The 16,773-nt window shown below is 65.2% G+C and carries 16 protein-coding genes; 10 read left to right on the top strand and 6 right to left on the bottom strand.

From position 1 onward, the window contains the following. Window positions 1–89: 89 nt before the first annotated feature. Together EPB08_RS08960 and EPB08_RS08955 are read left to right on the top strand one after the other, a co-directional pair. Window positions 90–938, top strand: a complete 849-nt coding sequence (locus EPB08_RS08960) for a hypothetical protein (protein WP_130618748.1) — start codon at window positions 90–92, stop codon at window positions 936–938. Window positions 939–973: 35 nt separating this feature from the next. Next, window positions 974–2,140 carry a hypothetical protein gene (locus EPB08_RS08955; protein ID WP_130618747.1) on the top strand — a complete coding sequence of 389 codons (1,167 nt, stop codon included), beginning with the start codon at window positions 974–976 and terminating at the stop codon, window positions 2,138–2,140. A gap of 4 nt (window positions 2,141–2,144) precedes the next feature. Here EPB08_RS08955 and recJ read toward each other — a convergent pair whose 3' ends face one another. The 3 genes from recJ to EPB08_RS08940 are packed head-to-tail and all read right to left on the bottom strand — an operon-like array spanning window position 2,145 to window position 6,696. Then, a complete protein-coding gene (gene recJ / locus EPB08_RS08950) occupies window positions 2,145–3,860 on the bottom strand; it encodes a single-stranded-DNA-specific exonuclease RecJ (RefSeq protein WP_130618746.1) in 1,716 nt (571 codons plus the stop codon). Then, a complete protein-coding gene (locus EPB08_RS08945; protein WP_130618745.1) occupies window positions 3,857–4,777 on the bottom strand; it encodes a phosphoglycerate mutase in 921 nt (306 codons plus the stop codon). Before EPB08_RS08945 ends, recJ begins: the two co-directional genes overlap by 4 nt. A gap of 2 nt (window positions 4,778–4,779) precedes the next feature. Next, entirely contained in the window at window positions 4,780–6,696 is a 1,917-nt protein-coding gene (locus EPB08_RS08940) for an ABC-F family ATP-binding cassette domain-containing protein (protein ID WP_130618744.1), read from the bottom strand. A 172-nt stretch (window positions 6,697–6,868) separates the two neighbouring features. Between EPB08_RS08940 and EPB08_RS08935 the strand changes: the two genes are divergently transcribed. The 4 genes from EPB08_RS08935 to EPB08_RS08920 all read left to right on the top strand — a co-directional run bounded on the left by EPB08_RS08935 (window position 6,869) and on the right by EPB08_RS08920 (window position 10,744). Further along, window positions 6,869–7,213: a hypothetical protein gene (locus tag EPB08_RS08935; RefSeq protein WP_205746330.1), complete on the top strand. Its 345-nt coding sequence runs from the start codon at window positions 6,869–6,871 to the stop codon at window positions 7,211–7,213. Window positions 7,214–7,367: 154 nt separating this feature from the next. Next, the gene (locus tag EPB08_RS08930) at window positions 7,368–8,402 is read left to right on the top strand and encodes an agmatine deiminase family protein (RefSeq protein WP_130618743.1); all 1,035 of its coding nucleotides are present in this window, start codon (window positions 7,368–7,370) and stop codon (window positions 8,400–8,402) included. A 137-nt stretch (window positions 8,403–8,539) separates the two neighbouring features. After that, window positions 8,540–9,430, top strand: a complete 891-nt coding sequence (locus EPB08_RS08925) for a carbon-nitrogen hydrolase (protein WP_130618742.1) — start codon at window positions 8,540–8,542, stop codon at window positions 9,428–9,430. Between the two features lie 81 nt (window positions 9,431–9,511). Further along, window positions 9,512–10,744, top strand: coding sequence for a TraB/GumN family protein (locus EPB08_RS08920; RefSeq protein WP_130618741.1), 1,233 nt, complete (start codon window positions 9,512–9,514; stop codon window positions 10,742–10,744). Between the two features lie 58 nt (window positions 10,745–10,802). On the opposite strand, the gene EPB08_RS08915 is transcribed toward EPB08_RS08920, so the two are convergent. Continuing rightward, window positions 10,803–11,912 carry a glycoside hydrolase family 18 protein gene (locus EPB08_RS08915; RefSeq protein ID WP_165418452.1) on the bottom strand — a complete coding sequence of 370 codons (1,110 nt, stop codon included), beginning with the start codon at window positions 11,910–11,912 and terminating at the stop codon, window positions 10,803–10,805. 230 nt (window positions 11,913–12,142) lie between these two features. Here EPB08_RS08915 and EPB08_RS08910 point away from each other — a divergent pair, with 230 nt between their 5' ends. Together EPB08_RS08910 and EPB08_RS08905 are read left to right on the top strand one after the other, a co-directional pair. After that, the gene (locus EPB08_RS08910; RefSeq protein WP_130618739.1) at window positions 12,143–12,466 is read left to right on the top strand and encodes a c-type cytochrome; all 324 of its coding nucleotides are present in this window, start codon (window positions 12,143–12,145) and stop codon (window positions 12,464–12,466) included. Window positions 12,467–12,485: 19 nt separating this feature from the next. Continuing rightward, entirely contained in the window at window positions 12,486–12,839 is a 354-nt protein-coding gene (locus EPB08_RS08905) for a c-type cytochrome (protein ID WP_038617254.1), read from the top strand. A gap of 72 nt (window positions 12,840–12,911) precedes the next feature. Here the strand turns inward: EPB08_RS08905 and EPB08_RS08900 are convergent, their stop codons facing one another. Further along, window positions 12,912–13,517, bottom strand: a complete 606-nt coding sequence (locus EPB08_RS08900) for an NfuA family Fe-S biogenesis protein (RefSeq protein ID WP_130618738.1) — start codon at window positions 13,515–13,517, stop codon at window positions 12,912–12,914. Between the two features lie 138 nt (window positions 13,518–13,655). On the opposite strand from EPB08_RS08900, the gene EPB08_RS08895 reads away from it, so the two are divergent. Next, on the top strand, window positions 13,656–13,997 hold the full coding sequence (locus tag EPB08_RS08895) for a 4a-hydroxytetrahydrobiopterin dehydratase (protein ID WP_130618737.1): 342 nt from the start codon (window positions 13,656–13,658) through the stop codon (window positions 13,995–13,997). Then, window positions 13,994–15,508, top strand: coding sequence for a CPBP family glutamic-type intramembrane protease (locus EPB08_RS08890; RefSeq protein ID WP_130618736.1), 1,515 nt, complete (start codon window positions 13,994–13,996; stop codon window positions 15,506–15,508). Before EPB08_RS08895 ends, EPB08_RS08890 begins: the two co-directional genes overlap by 4 nt. On the opposite strand, the gene EPB08_RS08885 is transcribed toward EPB08_RS08890, so the two are convergent. Next, window positions 15,476–16,489, bottom strand: a complete 1,014-nt coding sequence (locus EPB08_RS08885; RefSeq protein ID WP_130618735.1) for an RluA family pseudouridine synthase — start codon at window positions 16,487–16,489, stop codon at window positions 15,476–15,478. The two genes, EPB08_RS08890 and EPB08_RS08885, sit on opposite strands and share 33 nt — an antisense overlap. Window positions 16,490–16,773 lie beyond the last annotated feature (284 nt).

Genomic DNA, 16,773 nt, shown 5'->3' with positions numbered 1-16,773 from the left:
TACGCAGCAGCGGGTACGTAATAGTTCGCTGTGTGGCGGCTGGGAAACGTTCCAACATAAGCGCACCCATTCCCAGGAGAGCATTCGCCATGCGCCGCGTCGTCGCTCTGCTTCCCAGGTTTTCCATGATGGCTCTCGGCGTGGCGCTTGCCACCGGGTTGGCCGCTCCCGCTGCACATGCCGACACCTCGGACTTCTGGGACGGCAACTGGCATGGAAACATCGAACCCTATGTGTGGCTGCCTGGCATCAGTGCGGAAACCCGTTATCAGCTCCCAAACAGCGGCGGCGAAGTCCAGCAGAAGACGGACAACAACATCTTCTCCTACCTGAGCGGCGCCTTCATGCTTGACGGAACGCTGCGCAAGGGCGACTGGGGCATGTATGGCGATATCGACTGGGTGAAGTTCAGTAACGAGCAGGGGCGCTTCACCAATATCGGCGGGGAACGCTTTGGTGCCAATGCGAACCTGGATACCCGCTGGGGATTGAAGGGTGGCATGGTCAATTTCGCCGGCCTGTACACCTTGTCGCACACCGGCCAGGGCTTCATCGACCTGATATTCGGCGTGCGCTATCTGTGGCTCAAGGGCAACCTCAACTGGAACTTCACGCTCAACGGCAACGCCGGCAATATCAACATCGCGACGGATGGCCATTTGAACAACCAGATGCACGTCACCGATGGCATCGTGGGGATACGCGGCAACTGGTCACCGTTCGAAAGCAAGCGCTGGTTCATGCCCTACTACCTGGACGTGGGCGCAGGCAGCTCCGATACGACCTACAAGCTCAGCTTCGGCATTGCCTACGGCTACGACTGGGGTGACATCGCCCTGAGTTACCGCGACATCAAGTACAGCCAGAGCGGCGACAACAAGTTCATCAAGGAACTTAACCTGAGCGGCCCGACCTTCAGCGTGAACTGGAATTTCTGATCGCCGGGAACCGTGACACCCAGGAGCTCCACTCAATGACTGACGACGGCCAGAGCATTTTCGACGAGCCGCGTCATGTCACCGTGCTCAGGCGGATGCGCCTGATCAAACCGGAACACCGGGCACAGGCATCACGGCGCATCATGCTGGCAGTGGCCATCGGCTGGTTGCCGCTGGCCCTGCTGTGCCTGCTGCAATGGCTGATTCTCCAGCGCCCATCATCGGCGAGTTTCTTCACCGACGTGGCCGCCTATGCGCGCTTTCTGATTGCGGTGCCCATCCTGATCCTGTCCGACTACATCATCCTGCCGCGGCTGGATGCGATCGCGCAGTACTTCGTGCATTCCGGCCTGGTTATTCCCCGCGACCAGCCGCGTTTCGACGAGGCCATCGCATCGGCGCGGCGATTGAGCCTGGGCGTGTGGCCCTCGGTTGGCATGGCCATCGTGGTCTACGCACTGGTGCTGGCTATCGCCCTGACCATATCACCCGAAGCACTGCTGGACTGGCAGCACGCGGAAGGGACGCTCCATCTCTCGGCAGCAGGCTGGTGGTACCTGCTGGTGAGCGCACCGCTGGTGCTTGGCCTCATTCTCAGCTGGGTATGGCGGATCGGCGTATGGATGCGTTTCCTTCATCTGCTGTCACGAATGGATCTGCGTCTCGTACCCTCGCACCCGGACAAGGCGGCAGGGCTGGAATTCGTCGCGCTCTCGCCGCGCATCTTCGCGCCGTTGGCCTTCGCCATCGGTGTTCTGGCGGCAGGCACGCTGGGCAACGAAGTGATCCATTTGCACCTCGATCCGATGAACCACATCGCCGTACCGGTGGCGACGGCCATCGTGGTGGTGGCCCTTCTGGTCAGCCCGCCCCTGCTCTTTGCCCGCCTGCTGATGCTCACGCGGCGGCGCGGCGTGTTCGAGTACGGCGCCCTGGTACGGCGCGTGGGTGCGGAGTTCGAAGACAAATGGCTGGCCCGTGACAAAACCATCGATGCGTCGGCGTTGGGCGAACCCGACTTTTCGGCCACCACTGATCTGTACGGCGTGGCCTCCAATGTCTATGCCATGCAGCCCACGCTGTTCGATCCCCGCGTCGCAACGTCGGTGGCAATCGCCACGCTGGCGCCTTTTGCACCGATCTGGCTTGCGGTGATCCCGACCAAGGTGCTGTTGAGCCACCTGGTCGGCATGATCATCTGACGCGCTAGATCGCTTCGATGTATCGAAGCAGCAGGCGGGCGCTTTCCCTTCCCTGCCAGTCGTTGATCACCAGCTCGTAGACGGCGCGCAACACCGTCGGCGGTGGCGTGCCTTCGTAGGCATTGAACATCACTGCATCGTGCACGGAGCCATCGCGCGGGTCGCGCAGGTTGAGGCGCAAATGCTTTTCGCCCATCACGCGCCAGCTTGCGCATTCAAAGACGTTGTCGAACAACGGCTCGGGAAAGGCCTGCCCCCACGGCCCGGCCGCACGCAGCTCGCGCGCTAGCTCCAGCGTGGCCGCGCCCGCCGGCAGCTCGCCATCGGTCAGCTGCACGGCCTGCAGATGGTCCTCGTCGAGCCACTCGCGCGCGATGGCATCGAAGGCCTCGGCGAAACGCGCGTAGTCTTCCGTTCGCAAGCTCAGGCCTGCCGCCATGGCGTGACCGCCAAAGCGAATGATCAGCCCCGGGTGACGCGCATCGATCATTGCCAGCGCATCGCGGATATGGAAACCCGCAATGGAACGGGCCGAGCCGCGCAACTCGTCGGTCATGTCTTCGCTGGCTGGAGCGAAGGCGATCACCGGGCGGTGCAGGCGCTCCTTCAGCTTGGACGCCACCAATCCCACCACGCCGGCGTGCCAGCTCGGCTCATAGAGCGCCACGCCGACCGCATCGGTTTCCACCGCATACGTCAGCATCGTTTCCGCCTCGGCCACCATCGTCGCCTGCAATTCGCGGCGCTCCTGGTTGATCGAACTCAGCAGCTCCGCATAACGGCGGGCCTGGGCGATATCGTCGGTGAGCAGGCATTCCACGCCGATGCGCATGTCCTCGAGCCGGCCCGCTGCATTGAGGCGCGGACCAATGGCGTAGCCAAGGTCGCTCGCGCACAGCGTGGCAAGACCACGCGAGCTTGCCTCGACCAGCGCGCTGACGCCGGCGCAGCCGTGGCCGCTGCGCAGTCGCCGCAAGCCTGCTTCGACCAGGACGCGATTGTTGAAGTCGAGCGGCACGAGGTCCGCTACGGTGCCGACCGCCACCAGGTCGAGCAGCGTGGAAAGATCCGGTTCGCTTCCTGCCGCGAACGCCCCCTGCTCGCGCAGCGCGCCACGCAAGGCCATCAACAGGTAGAACATCACGCCGACGCCCGCCAGCGCCTTGCTGGGGAATGCATCGTCGGCAAGATTCGGATTGACCATGGCATCGGCCGCGGGCAACTGTTCGCCGGGAAGATGATGATCGGTAACGATCACGCGAATGCCCTGCGCCTGCGCCACCGCGACACCTGCAAGGCTCGCCACGCCGTTGTCCACGGTGACGATGAGTTGGGGTTTGGGTTCGAGGGACTCGACCAGGGCGGGACTCAACCCATAACCGTGTATGAAACGATTGGGCACGACGTAATCCACGCGCTTCGCACCCAGCAGGCGCAGGCCGCGCACGGCAACGGCCGTACCCGTGGCACCGTCGCAGTCGTAGTCACCGGCGATCGTGATGTGCCAGTCACCGCGGATCGCCTCGACCAGCAGGGCGACCGCTTCCTTCATGCCGCCCAGTTGCTGAGGCGATAGCAATCTTGCGAGTCGATACTCGGCCTGCTCCGGCGAGAGCACGCCACGCGCGGCGTACACCTGCCGCACCACCGGATGGACTGCGTCACTCCAGCCACCGGGCGTGCCCTGCGGCACGCGGCGACGAAGCCGCAGCGACTTCATCGCGGGCTCCCGCGCCAGAAGCGCCAGCGGTGCCAGGGGCGGTGCAGCAAGCGCTCGCCGCTGGCGAAACTCAGCAGCAGCGGCTGCTTCAGCGCCAGTGCCTGCATGCCGGGCCACCAGTTCGCGGCGATGTCGTCTACCGGCAGGTCCTGCAGATCCACCAGCCATCCGGCAGACGCCGCAGCGACTGCCTGCGGTGTTCGTTCGACGATGGCAATACCGGCACGCTTGGCCAGCGCGCCGAGCAAGACGTCGTTACCGACCACGCCCTTCAGCGTGGTGCGCACATGGCTCGGCAGCGTGCCGCCGCCCCATAGCCACAGGCTGTTGATCGGCGGCAGGCCGAGCGTGCGTCGCTCGGCATTGCGGGGATGCTGGTGCAGCAATACCTGCACCTCGTTGAGCAGCACGCGCCAGCGGCGCCCGTCCGCACCTTCGGGCAGGTGTTCATAGAGGTCCTCGCCCAGCGCCTGTTCCGGCGCGGCGAGCGCCGGGGTCGGTGCGCCCGCAGGCAATCGCACATGCCAATGGTCGGGCGAAGACACTTCCAGAATCATGCCGGCATCGCCGAACACCGGCTTCAGTGGTTTGGCGAACGCCAACGCTTCGTCCATGTCCAGCTGCATCTGGCCGCACGCGAGCAACCGCGCGCCGTTGAGATCCGGCTGCACCCAGGCCGGATCGGCACACAGCCAGCTGACACCCTCGGCATCGCCTGCCATCAGCTGGCGGGTGAGCGCGCCCGCGGGCAATCCGCCGGGAACCACGAAGTGCGAGGCCAGTCCGGCGAGATAGCCCTTGGCACCCGCAGACGGGTGGTCCGCCTTGCGCAGCAAGCTGCGCACCGGATGCGTATTGTCGAACCGTGCGAGGTCGGGCAACCAGAGTTCCAGCGGGACGCTCGACGATGCATCCATGGTCAGGCTCCTGCCTCGAGTTGCTCGTACAGTTCCAGCCACTCGCCTTCCAGCGTTTCCTTCTCCTTGCGCAACTCCGCCTGTCGCTGGCTCAACCGCATCATCTCGGCGGTGGGGCCGTTGTAGGTGGCAGGGTCGGCCAGCTTGGTCTCCAGCTCCGTCAACTCGCCTTCGATGGTGGCTACCCGCGTCTCGATCTTCTTGACGCGTTGGCGGGTCACCTTCTCGTTCTCACGCTGGGCGGCCACCCGCTGGCGTCGCTCTTCGGGCGACTCGACCACCACCACCGGCTTCGCTTCGGCGGCAGCCTTCTTGTTCTTCTTGTTGGTGGCGCCACGGCTGCGCAGCCAGCGCGCATAGTCGTCCAGGTCGCCATCGAAGCCTTCGACCACGCCATCGGCCACGCGCCAGAAGCTGTCGCAGACCAGGCCCAGCAGGTGCCGATCATGTGACACCAGCACCAGCGCGCCATCGAACTCCGCCAGCGCATCGGCCAGCGCTTCGCGCATGTCCAGGTCGAGATGGTTGGTCGGCTCGTCGAGCAACAGCAGGTTCGGCTTGTCCCAGGCGATCAATGCCAGTGCCAGGCGTGCGCGCTCGCCACCGGAGAATCCGTCGATGGATTCGAACGCGCGATCGCCGGCGAAATTCCAGGTGCCGAGGAAGTCGCGGATCGCCTGCGCGCCCACGCCAGGCGCCTTGTCCTGCAGATGATCGAACGGCGAAGCCCCTTCTCGCAGGCTCTCCACCGTGTGCTGCGCGAAGTAGCCGATCTTCAGGTCCTTGTGCGCCTTGCGCTCGCCGCCCAGCGGATCGAGCTCGCCCACGAGGGTCTTCACCAGGGTGGATTTACCGGCACCGTTCGGTCCCAGCAGGCCGATGCGCTCGCCCGCTTCAAGGCGGAAACGCACGTCATGCAGGATGATGGCCGGCGCGTCGCCATGCTCACCCGGGTAGCCAGCGGTGACCTCCTCCAACTGGATCATCGAGTCGGGCAAACGATCGGGCACCGCAAACTGGAAACGGAACGGACGCTCCGCGCGCACGGCTTCGGTACCGGCCAGCTTCTCCAGGCGCTTGACGCGTGACTGCGCCTGTTTGGCCTTGCTTGCCTTGGCCTTGAAGCGATCCACGAAGGACTGCAGGTGCGCGCGCTCGGCCTGCTCGCGCTCGTGCGCGATCTGCTGCTGGCGCAGCTGCTCGGCGCGTAGGCGTTCGAACGCGCTGTAGTTGCCGGTATACAGCTTGCCGCCGCCGTCATTGAGATGCAGCGTGTGGGTGATCACGCCGTCGAGGAACTCGCGATCGTGCGAGATCACCAGCAAGGTGCCCTGGTAGCGGCGCAGCCATTCTTCCAGCCACAGCACGGCGTCGAGGTCGAGATGGTTGGTGGGCTCGTCGAGCAGCAGCAGTTCGGACGGCGACATCAGCGCCCGGGCCAGGTTCAGGCGCACGCGCCAGCCACCGGAGAACTCCTTGACCGGCGTCTCGTGTGTCTCGGGGGCAAAGCCCAGGCCGTGCAGCAAGCGTCCGGCGCGGGCCCGGGCGTCATAGCCGTTCAATTCCTCGATGCGATGATGCGCACGGGCCATCGCCTCGGTGTCGCCTCGCGCCTCGGCGTCGACCTCGTCGCGCAATACGGCAGCCAGCTCTTCGTCGCCGCCCATCACGTATTCGATGGCGGGATCCGGCAGGGCCGGAGTTTCCTGTGCGACGGAGGCCATGCGCAGCTTGACGGGCAGGTCCAGGTCGCCGGCATCCGGCTCGACCTTGCCCTGCAACGCGGCGAACAGACTGGACTTGCCGCAACCGTTGCGGCCGACCACGCCCAGCCGCCAGCCGCTCTGGATCACCAGGTCGATGTCGGAGAGCAGGAGGCGGCTACCGCGGCGGAGGGCGAAACGACGAAAGGCAATCATGGGCGAAGCTTATCCGTACCGGGCGTCCAGCCGCCCGCAGCCGCCCATCATAACGAGCCCCGCCCTGCGAATGCCCACCCGATCGCATTCGCGGCAGATTCACATGGATTGCCCCGGGCAGTTCTGCTACAACAGCGCGGCAACGCCAAGCGCGGAGAGGGGACCCGTGAACATGTACGGCATCAACAAGTTCGGTATCAGTCTGTCCATGGTCGTGCTGTTGGCTGCGGCCGCTTCGAGCGCACCCGCACGGGCCGACAACCTGCTGGTCAACCGCGTGCAGCAGGAACAGGGCATGGACCTGCCCACGCGCGGCATGAGCATGGACCAGGTCGAAAAGAAATACGGCGCCCCGCAGCGCAAGCTCACCCCGCGCGGCGGCGACAGCGCCCAGCACCCGACGATCAACCGCTGGGACTACTCCAACTTCATCGTGTACTTCGAAAAGAGCCACGTGATCCACGCCGTGCTCAATACGCCAGCGGGCAACAACACCAATCCCGCGTCGGTCAACTAAGCCATCGATACACATCTCCTGCAGCGCGGCCCGTGGCGACACGGGCCGCGTTTTTCGTTTCCGTCCCCTCCACACGGCATCGTTTACAATGCGCGCCTCTCGCAGCCTGCCGCCCCGCTAGCGCTGCCATTCCCTTGCAAGAGACTCGCTCACGATGACTGACCACAGCCTGCGCCTACCGGCGGAATGGGAGCCGCAATCGGCCGTATTGATCGCCTGGCCGCACGCCGATACCGATTGGGCCGACCGCCTGGCCGACGTGGAAACGACCTATGTGGCGCTGGCCGCGGCCGTCACGCGCTTCCAGCCGCTGATCATCGTGGTCGCCGGCAACGAGCTGCGCCTGCGCGTGCAGGCCCTGCTGACCGGCGAAGGCGTGGACCTGTCCAAGGTCCGCTTCGTCGAGCTGCCTTACGACGACACCTGGTTGCGCGACTCCGGCCCGATCACGCTGAAGACCGACGACGACCGGTTCCAGCTCACCGATTTCCGCTTCACCGGTTGGGGCGGCAAGTTCGGCGCGGAGCAGGACGATGCCCTGATCGCCGGCCTGGTCGGTGAAGGCGTGTTCGGCAAGGCCGCGCACAAGCGCGTCGACTGGGCGCTGGAAGGCGGCGGCATCGAAAGCGACGGCGTGGGCACCGTGCTCACCACCTGGCGCTGCCTCACCCAGCGCCACCCCGAGCAGTCGCGCGAGGAAATGAGCGCGATCCTGAGCGACAGCCTGCATGCCCGGCGCGTGCTGTGGCTGGATTACGGCTATCTCGAAGGCGACGATACCGACGCGCACATCGATACGCTGGCCCGCTTCGCGCCGGGCGACCGCATCGTGTACCAGGCCTGCGACGACCAGGATGACCCGCACTTCGACGAACTGCGCCGCATGGGCGAAGAACTCGCCGCGCTGCGCACGCCCGACGGCCGCCCCTACCAGCTTTATCCCCTGCCTTGGGCCAAGCCGATCCTCGACGAGGGCCGCCGCCTCGCCGCGTCCTACGCGAACTACCTGATCGTCAACGGCGCTGTGCTGGTGCCGGCCTATGGCGACACGGCCGACGATGAGGCCGCCCGCATCATTGCCGAGGCCCATCCGGGCCGCGAGGTCGTGCAGGTGCCCTGCCGCCCGCTGATCTGGCAGAACGGCAGCCTGCATTGCATCACCATGCAGTTGCCCGCCGGGATCGTCTGAGCCGCGCCACACCTGGAAACCGGCACGCGGCACCCTATATAGCTGAACCGGCCTCCCGCCTTGAAACGGGCCGGGGCACCGTATCCATTAGACTTGGCGGCCAGCCTTCACCAGCAGCCGCTCGCGAGAAGACGCCGATGACCCGCAAGACCCTCAAAGTCGCCCTGCTGCAGGAAACCGACCGCGGCAGCCGCGACGCCAATCTCGACGCCATCGAAGCCGGCCTGCGTGAAGCCGCGGCCAAGGGTGTGGAACTGGTGCTGCTGCAGGAACTGCACAACGGCCCGTACTTCTGCCAGCACGAGTCGGTGGACGAATTCGACCTGGCCGAGACCATTCCGGGCCCGAGCACCGAGCGCATTGGCCGCCTGGCGCATGAACTCAAGCTCGTGGTGGTCGCCTCGATCTTCGAAAAGCGCGCCACCGGCCTGTATCACAACACCGCGGTGGTGTTCGACCGTTCGGCCGTGATCGCGGGCAAGTACCGCAAGATGCACATCCCGGACGATCCGGCGTTCTACGAAAAGTTTTACTTCACCCCGGGCGACCTGGATTTCGACCCAATCGACACCTCGGTGGGCCGCCTGGGCGTGCTGGTGTGCTGGGACCAGTGGTATCCCGAAGCCGCGCGCCTGATGGCGCTGGCCGGCGCCGACCTGCTGCTGTACCCCACCGCCATCGGCTGGGACCCGAAGGACGATCAGGCCGAGAAGGATCGCCAGCGCGAAGCATGGGTCACCGTGCAGCGCGGCCACGCCGTCGCCAACGGCCTGCCGCTGCTGTCCTGCAATCGCACGGGCTACGAGGCCGACAAGGCCGGCGTGGGCAATGGCATCCAGTTCTGGGGCACCAGCTTCGTGGCCGGCCCACAGGGCGAATTCCTGGCGCAGGCGGGCACCGATCAGCGCGAACTGCTCGTCGTCGACGTCGATATGGCCCGCAGCGAGCATGTGCGTCGCATCTGGCCGTTCCTGCGCGATCGCCGCATCGACGCCTATGGCGACCTGCTCAAGCGCTTCCGCGACTGATGAACGCCAACCCGGGCGCGGCTTGTGCCGCGTCCGGCGCATCCCCATGCAGGGTCTGACCCTGCCACAACGACGCCAAGCATGAGCCAGACCGACATCGCCGATTCCCTGCCTCCCGTGCTGCGCGACCAGCCCATCGAGCGCGTCACCCGCGACGGCGTGGAATACGTCGTGCTGGGTACGGCCCACGTGTCGCGCACCAGCGTGGAAGCAGTGGAAGCCCTGCTGGCGCACGAGCATTTCGATGCCGTGGCGGTGGAGCTGTGCGACAGCCGCGCCCAGGGCATGCGCGATCCCGATGCGTTCAAGCAGATGGATCTGTTCCAGGTGATCCGCCAGGGCAAGGCCGGCATGGTGGCCGCCAGCCTCGTGCTGTCCTCGTTCCAGAAGCGTCTTGCCGAGCAGTACGGCATCCAGCCCGGCGCCGAGATGAAGGCCGGTATGGACGGCGCCGAACAGCGTGGCGTGCCGGTGTGGCTGGTCGACCGTGAAGTGGGCATCACGCTGCGCCGCGCCTGGCACAGCGTTGGTTTCTGGCAGCGCTTCGGACTGATGGGCGGCCTGATCGCCAGCGTGTTCGAACGCCAGGACATCGCGGAAACCGAAATCGAGAAGCTCAAGCAGGGCGACATGCTGGAGAGCGCCTTCAGCGAGTTCGCCACGCAGTCGGCGCCGCTGTATCGCAGCCTGATCGCCGAACGCGACAGCTACATGGCCGCCCGTTTGCGCGAGCAGGCTGCGCAATCCGCGTTCGGCGAAGGTCGCCGGGTACTGGTGGTCATCGGCGCGGGACATTTGAAGGGCCTGTGCGAGCAGTTACGCACGCAGCAGAGCAACCCGTCCGTCGAAGCTGCAACGCTCGCCGCCGCGCCGCCGAAGGCCAGCTGGCCGAAATGGGTGGCCATTGGCCTGGTGCTGGCCGTGTTCGCCGCGATCGGCTTCGCCTTCCATCGCAATGCCTCACTGGGTGCGGCCGCCCTGCGCGACTGGGTCCTCTATACCGGCGGCTTTTCGCTGCTGGGCGCGATCATCGCCGGCGCGCATCCGCTCAGCGCGTTGGCTGCCTTCGTGGCCGGGCCGATCAAGCCGTTCCGCCCCGGCATACCGTCCGGCGGTATCAGCGCCATGACCGAAGCCTGGATACGCCGTCCGCGCGTGGCCGATTTCGACACGCTACGCGACGACATCGGTCAATGGCGCGGCTGGTGGCGCAACCGCGTGGCGCGCACCTTGCTCAACTTCTTCCTGGTGAGCCTCGGCACCATCATCGGCGAGTACACCGCCGGCATCCATATCTTCAAGAGCCTGTTCTAACGCCTGGTGGCAAGCCGCCTTCGCCATTCCTGTGTCGGCCGGAATGGCGGCGACGGGATCAGTGCGTGCGCAAGGATTGGTCCATCACGTCCAGCAGTTCCTCGTTGCGATCGAGGCTTTGCTCCCAGTACATGGCGCCCCCCAGCCCCTTCGCCTTCACGAAGGCCATCTTGGCGCGGATCGACTCGGGGTCTTCGTAACTCACGAACGTGTGCGTAGCCGCATTCCACAGATACGGCGCCTGCGCCTGCGCATCCCAGTGCCGCACGTAACCGCTCCTGTCGATATAGCTGGCTACCAGTTCGCGCCATGAAGGAGCACCTGCGAAATTGGCATACTTCTGCTGCAGGCCGTCATGCGCCGGATCGACGCCGGTAAAGGCGCGCCCGTAGAACGCCACGCCGAAGTTGAGTTTCTTCGCGGGCACACCTGCGGCAAGGAACTGTGCCACCGCCTTGTCGCCCGCGCGATCGTCGGCCGGCGCAATGGTGGAAAGATGCAGGCCCGCGTGATGGCCGGTGGTCGGGGTCAGGCTGGTGTGGAAGTCGTAGGTCATCAGGTTGAACCAGTCGAGCGAACGCGAAGCGCGCTCCAGCTCGATACCCGCGACGAATTCGCTGTCGGCAGCGGCGATGGTCAGCAGGTAGTGGCGACCTCCATGCTTCGCGCCGAGCTGGTCCAGGCGAGAACGCAGCGTCTCCAGCAGCAGGCTGAAATCGCGCTTGTCTTCCGGCCGATGGCTGATGCCCGGTCCCGGCAGCGTGGGGTACTCCCAGTCGAGATCCACGCCATCGACATCGTGCTTCTCGATCAACGCTACAACACCGTCGGCCATGTGCTGGCGCGAGGCGTCGGTAAGCGCGGCCTCGGAGAAGTAATCCGCGCCCCAACCGCCGATGGACACGATCACCTTGAGCTGCGGATTGACCTTGCGCAGCGCGACGAAGGAGGCCAGCGTCTGATCCGCCACCGGGCTCGGGAACACCACGTCGCCCTTGGCATCCAGCTTGGCGAAGGCGTAGTTGATGACATCGAGCTTGTCGGCGCTGATGTGCGGCAAGGGCGCGTTGTCCACCACGTAGCCGACGATGCGGTAGTCCGCCGAGGGTGTCGCGGCCATGGCGGCTGTCGCGCACCAGACGCCCGCCACGGCCAGGAGCCGCGTCACCGTCCGCTTCCACCTGCGACCGCCCGAGTGCACTGCCGACCTGCTCGTCATGCCTGATTCCCTTGGGTTGATGGACGTCGAACGGAGGCCCTTGCCCCTCCTTGATAGAGCATGTCGCTACGCGCTGATAAGAATCAGTGGTTTGCGACATGTTGTCCCATCGTGAAGGCAACGACTATACTTCCGAGACTTTTCACCATGTACCAGCCGGAATCGTGGGGACGCTTCTGATGACTCGACTGCAACTGCTTGGCCTGACCGTGGCCGCAGCTATCTTCGCCACTGCCAGCGTGCATGCCGAGGGTGACAAGGCTGCCGGACGCAAGTTGATCTACACCTGCAACGGCTGCCATGGCGTGCCGGGCTACGCCAACGCGTATCCGAACTATCCGGTGCCGCGCATCGCGGGCCAGAACGAGCAGTACATCGTCAACGCGCTGCATGGCTACAAGAGCGGCGACCGCAAGCATCCGACGATGATGGCTCAGGCGCAGAGTCTGTCCGACAAGGACATCGAAGACATTGCCGCCTACCTCTCCAGCCTCGCCAAGTAAGCCAAGGACACTGATCCGCATGAAACGTGCACTGACCCTGCTTTCATTCGGCGCCGTCCTGGCGTTCGCCTCCACCCAGATCTTCGCCGCCGGCAGCATCGAGAACGGCAAGCAGAAGGCTGCCACCTGCTTCGCCTGCCACGGTGCCGACGGCAACGCGGTCGATCCGCAGTACCCGCGCCTGGCCGGCCAGTACAACATGTACATCCAGCAGGCCCTGCACGAGTACAAGAGCGGCCAGCGCGACAACGCCATCATGAAGGGCTTCGTCGCGACCCTCTCCGAGCAGGACATCGAAGATGTCGCCGCCTACTTCTCCAGCCTGCCGACCAAGCTGGACACGGTGAAGGGCCACATCCAGGGCGACAAGTAAGCGCTACGCAACAGACAGCAAAAAGGCCCGCTTCGAGCGGGCCTTTTTCTTGGTGCCTCTGGCGAGGGCCGGTCAGCCCATCGCCGAACGGCCTTCCTTCTTGTAGTAAGGATTGCTGCCGCCGCTGTGGTCGGTGGCGTCGCGCACCGCGGTGATTTCCGGCACGCGCTCGCGCAAGGTCTTCTCCACGCCATGCTTGAGCGTGACATCCACCGAGGCGCAACCGTGGCAGCCGCCGCCGAACTGCAGCACCACCACGCCGTCGGCATCGACCTCCAGCAGGCTCACTCGGCCGCCATGAGAGGCGATCCTTGGGTTGATCTCGGCCTCGAGCACGAAACGCACGCGTTCGATCAGACCGGCGTTCTCGCCTGGTATCTCACCCTTGATGCGCGGCGCGCGGATATTCAACTGGCCGCCGGTGGCGTTCGGCTCGAAATCGATGCTGGCGCCTTCCAGCCAGGGGGCGCTATCCCCTTCCACATGGAAATCGAAACCATCGCAGACGATGGTCCATTCCTGCCCGGTGAGCTCCTCGGGTTCGGCAAACTCCAGCTCGCAATTGGCTGCCGGCGTACCCGGCGCGGTCACGCGCAGGCGGATGCCCAACCCGTCGATACCCTGCTGGGAGAGCAACCGCAGGAAGTGCTTCTGCGCGCGTTCGGAAATCTCGATCATGTCCACTCCAGCTGAAACTCCGGCTTGGCCGGAAATACAGCACCATTTTAGTCCTATTTTGAAATCGATGCCGGTTTTGACTTTTGACCACCGAGCTTCGACGCTTCGCATCTTTCCTCTGAAACGGACCCGACTGCCATGAGCCAAAGACCACTCGCCAGCCAGCACTGCACGCCGCGCAAGGGCAAGGAACACGTGCTGGACACGGCCCAGGTCAACGAGCTGCTTGCCACGCTGCCCGGCTGGCAGGCCACTCCGGACGGTAAGGCCATCATCAAGGACTTCAAGTTCCGCGATTTCCATCACACGCTGGGTTTCATCAATGCGATCGGCTTCATGGCCAACCAGGAAGACCACCACCCCGATCTGGAAGCCGGCTACGGCCACTGCCAGGTGCTGTGGTCGACCCATGACGTGGGCGGCCTGTCGCTCAACGATTTCATTTGCGCCGCACGCGTCGAGGCGTTGCTCGAACATTGAGCGCCACCAGCGCCACCCGCCGCATGGCCAACGCCGCCGGGTTCGCGCTGGCGGTAGTTGCCCTGTTGTGGCTGATGGCGTTGCTGTCCTCCTGGATAACGCGTGCGCGGCTGGTGCAGGACGCGCAGCAGGAACTGACCGCCCTGCGCGATGGCCATCCCTTGTGGCAATGGCATCCGCGCGCCCCGACGGACCTGGTCGCCCACCGCGTCTTCGGCGCCGCCACGGTCACGCGTGGCCCCCATGCGCTGCGGATCACCAGCCACGACGGCACGCCGTTCGAGTTGGGCTTGCCACTGGACGGCCCGGTCGATACGACGCACTGGCCGCTGTTGCAGCTGCAGCTCCAGAGCAGTGCCGCGGGTTCCCTGTCACTTAGTTACCAGGCGAGTGAATCCAGCCCCGCCTGCCTGGCAGCGGATGCCGCACGTATCACGCCCGGCGAGACCGCGCTGTCGGTCGACCTCAGCAAGATCCCATGGCACACGATCACCGGTTCGGCCTGCGATGCGCCCGACGTGGTGGCCTATATGCTTCGCCTCCGCCTGCAGGTTCCGGCGAACGCGGCACTGGCGCTGAGCGAGGTCGCGCTGGTCACGCCGAGGCCGCTCGCCCTGCCCGCCACCGTCGGCGCGAATGCAGGTGACATCCGATTTCCGCTGCAGCAGAGCACTCTTCCCCTTCCCGAACGGGCAGCGCCACTGGTGCGCCTGCCCGCAGGATCGTCTGCGGAAGCCATGATGTCGTTGCGCGATTTCGTTCGTGCACACCGCCCCGCCGCCCTGGTGTTGCCCTTCGGCGAATCGCTCTCCATCCACCGTGATGCCCCGACTCCGGCCTGGTGGGATTGGGCGGCGTGCGGTCTCTACCTGGCATGGCTGATGGTGCTGAGCTGGCGCCAGAAGCCGGGCGTGGTCCGCCCATGGGTGGAAGCCGCCGCCATTGCCGCCGGCCCGCTCTGGCTGATCGCCGGTCTACGCTGGGGGCCGCACGTCTCGATTCCAGGCGTCATCGCCTTTCTCGCTGCCATCGTGTTCAGTGCGGCCAGCGAGTGGCGGCGCCGCCCTGTTACCTGGTCATGGTTGGGTCGAAGCTGGCAGGACTGGCTATGGCCTCTGGTGCCTTTGCCCGTCGCTTTCGTGCTGATGCTGGCCGACGGGCACGGCCTGATCCATCTCGACCCCCGACACGTTGCCGCGTATTTCGGCTGGGCACTGCTTCAGCAATGGGCGATGCTGGCCATCGTGATGGGTCGGCTCCGCCTCACGGGCCTGCCGACACCTTTCGTCATCCTGATCACCGCAGGCCTGTTTGGCCTGCTCCATACGCCCAATGGCTCGCTGATGCAGCTATGCATGCTGGCCGAGCTGTGGTGGGCGTGGTGCTTCCTGCGCTCACCACGCCTGATACCGATCGCGATCGCCCACGCCACCTCGGCTCTGCTGGTCGAAAGCGGCCTCACCGGCCACCTGTTGCGCTCACTTGAGGTCAGTGCGCGCTTTTTCCTGTAGGTGTTCCTGCAGCCGGCGTATCCTTTTTCCTTTCACGGCAAGCACATCCAGGAATTCCTTCAGGTCATCCGGGAGAGGCGCCGAGAAGCTGTACGACCGCCCGTCCAGCTCGAAACTCATGTGGGACGCGTGCAGGAACATCCGCTGCAGCCCCAGGTCCCTGAATTTCTTGTTCATTTCCTTGTCGCCGTACTTCGGATCGCCCGCCAGCGGGTGATCGATATGGGCGGCGTGGACGCGGATCTGGTGGGTGCGGCCGGTGCCCAGGGTCGCCTGCATCAGGCGGGCCGCCGGGTACTGCTCCATTTCCTGGAAAAAAGTGAGCGACGGCTTGCCGTTATCGGACACTCGTACCATGCGCTCTCCGCCCTGAAGCACCGACTTCAACAGGGGCGCGTTGACGCTGAACTTGGCCTTGGACGGGTGACCGACCATCAGGCAGAGGTACTGCTTGGTCACCGTGCCTTCGCGAATCGCCGCCTGCAGGCCGGTCAGCCCGGCGCGGGTCTTGGCGAACACCAGCACGCCGCTGGTATCGCGGTCGAGGCGATGGACCAGCTCGATGTGTTCGTTCGGCCTGGCCGCCCGCAACAGCTCGATCGCACCATGGCTGACACCGCTACCGCCATGGGCGGCAATACCGGCGGGCTTGTCGATCGCGAGGAAATGCTTGTCCTCGAAAATAATCGACTCAGTGATGGCTGAGACGAGGCCCGCCGACGGACCCGCTGTCGCGGCCTTCTCTGCGACGCGCACCGGCGGAATACGCAGCATGTCACCGGCCGCGAGACGCGTGTCCGGCTTCGCTCGCTTGCCGTTCACGCGCACCTGCCCGGTGCGCAGGATCCGGTAGATCATGCTCTTGGGGACCCCCTTGAGCAGGGTCATGAGCGCATTGTCGATGCGCTGCCCGTCTCGCTCGGGGCCAATCTCGACTTGACGCACACCGTGAGGTGCGTCGGGGGAAGTTGCCGTCTGCATTGAAAAAAACCTGACGAAATAGGATACTCGGCCGGCGCTACGTCCCGCCCAACCGATGTTCGGAGTGGAGTCGGGACGCCCGCCCCGTGACGTCGGCGAGGATAGCGCCGGTCGCCTTCTTCGGCAGCCGGTCGCTGCTCCCTTTCATCGTAACGGTTCGGGTGGTCGTTGTCCGGTTCCCAATGGGTTCCGGGGCGGCGGGTGCATTGCCACGAATCATCCCGGCACCGGAAACGATGCCGTCATGTTGCCGCTTAACCGCAGCGGCGCGATCCCCGGCAGGC

Source organism: Dyella amyloliquefaciens (assembly GCF_004296575.1).
GTDB classification, from domain to species: Bacteria; Pseudomonadota; Gammaproteobacteria; order Xanthomonadales; family Rhodanobacteraceae; genus Dyella; species Dyella amyloliquefaciens.
The sequence above is the reverse complement of the archived record's forward strand: the minus strand, read 5'-3'. Positions and strand labels throughout refer to the sequence as shown.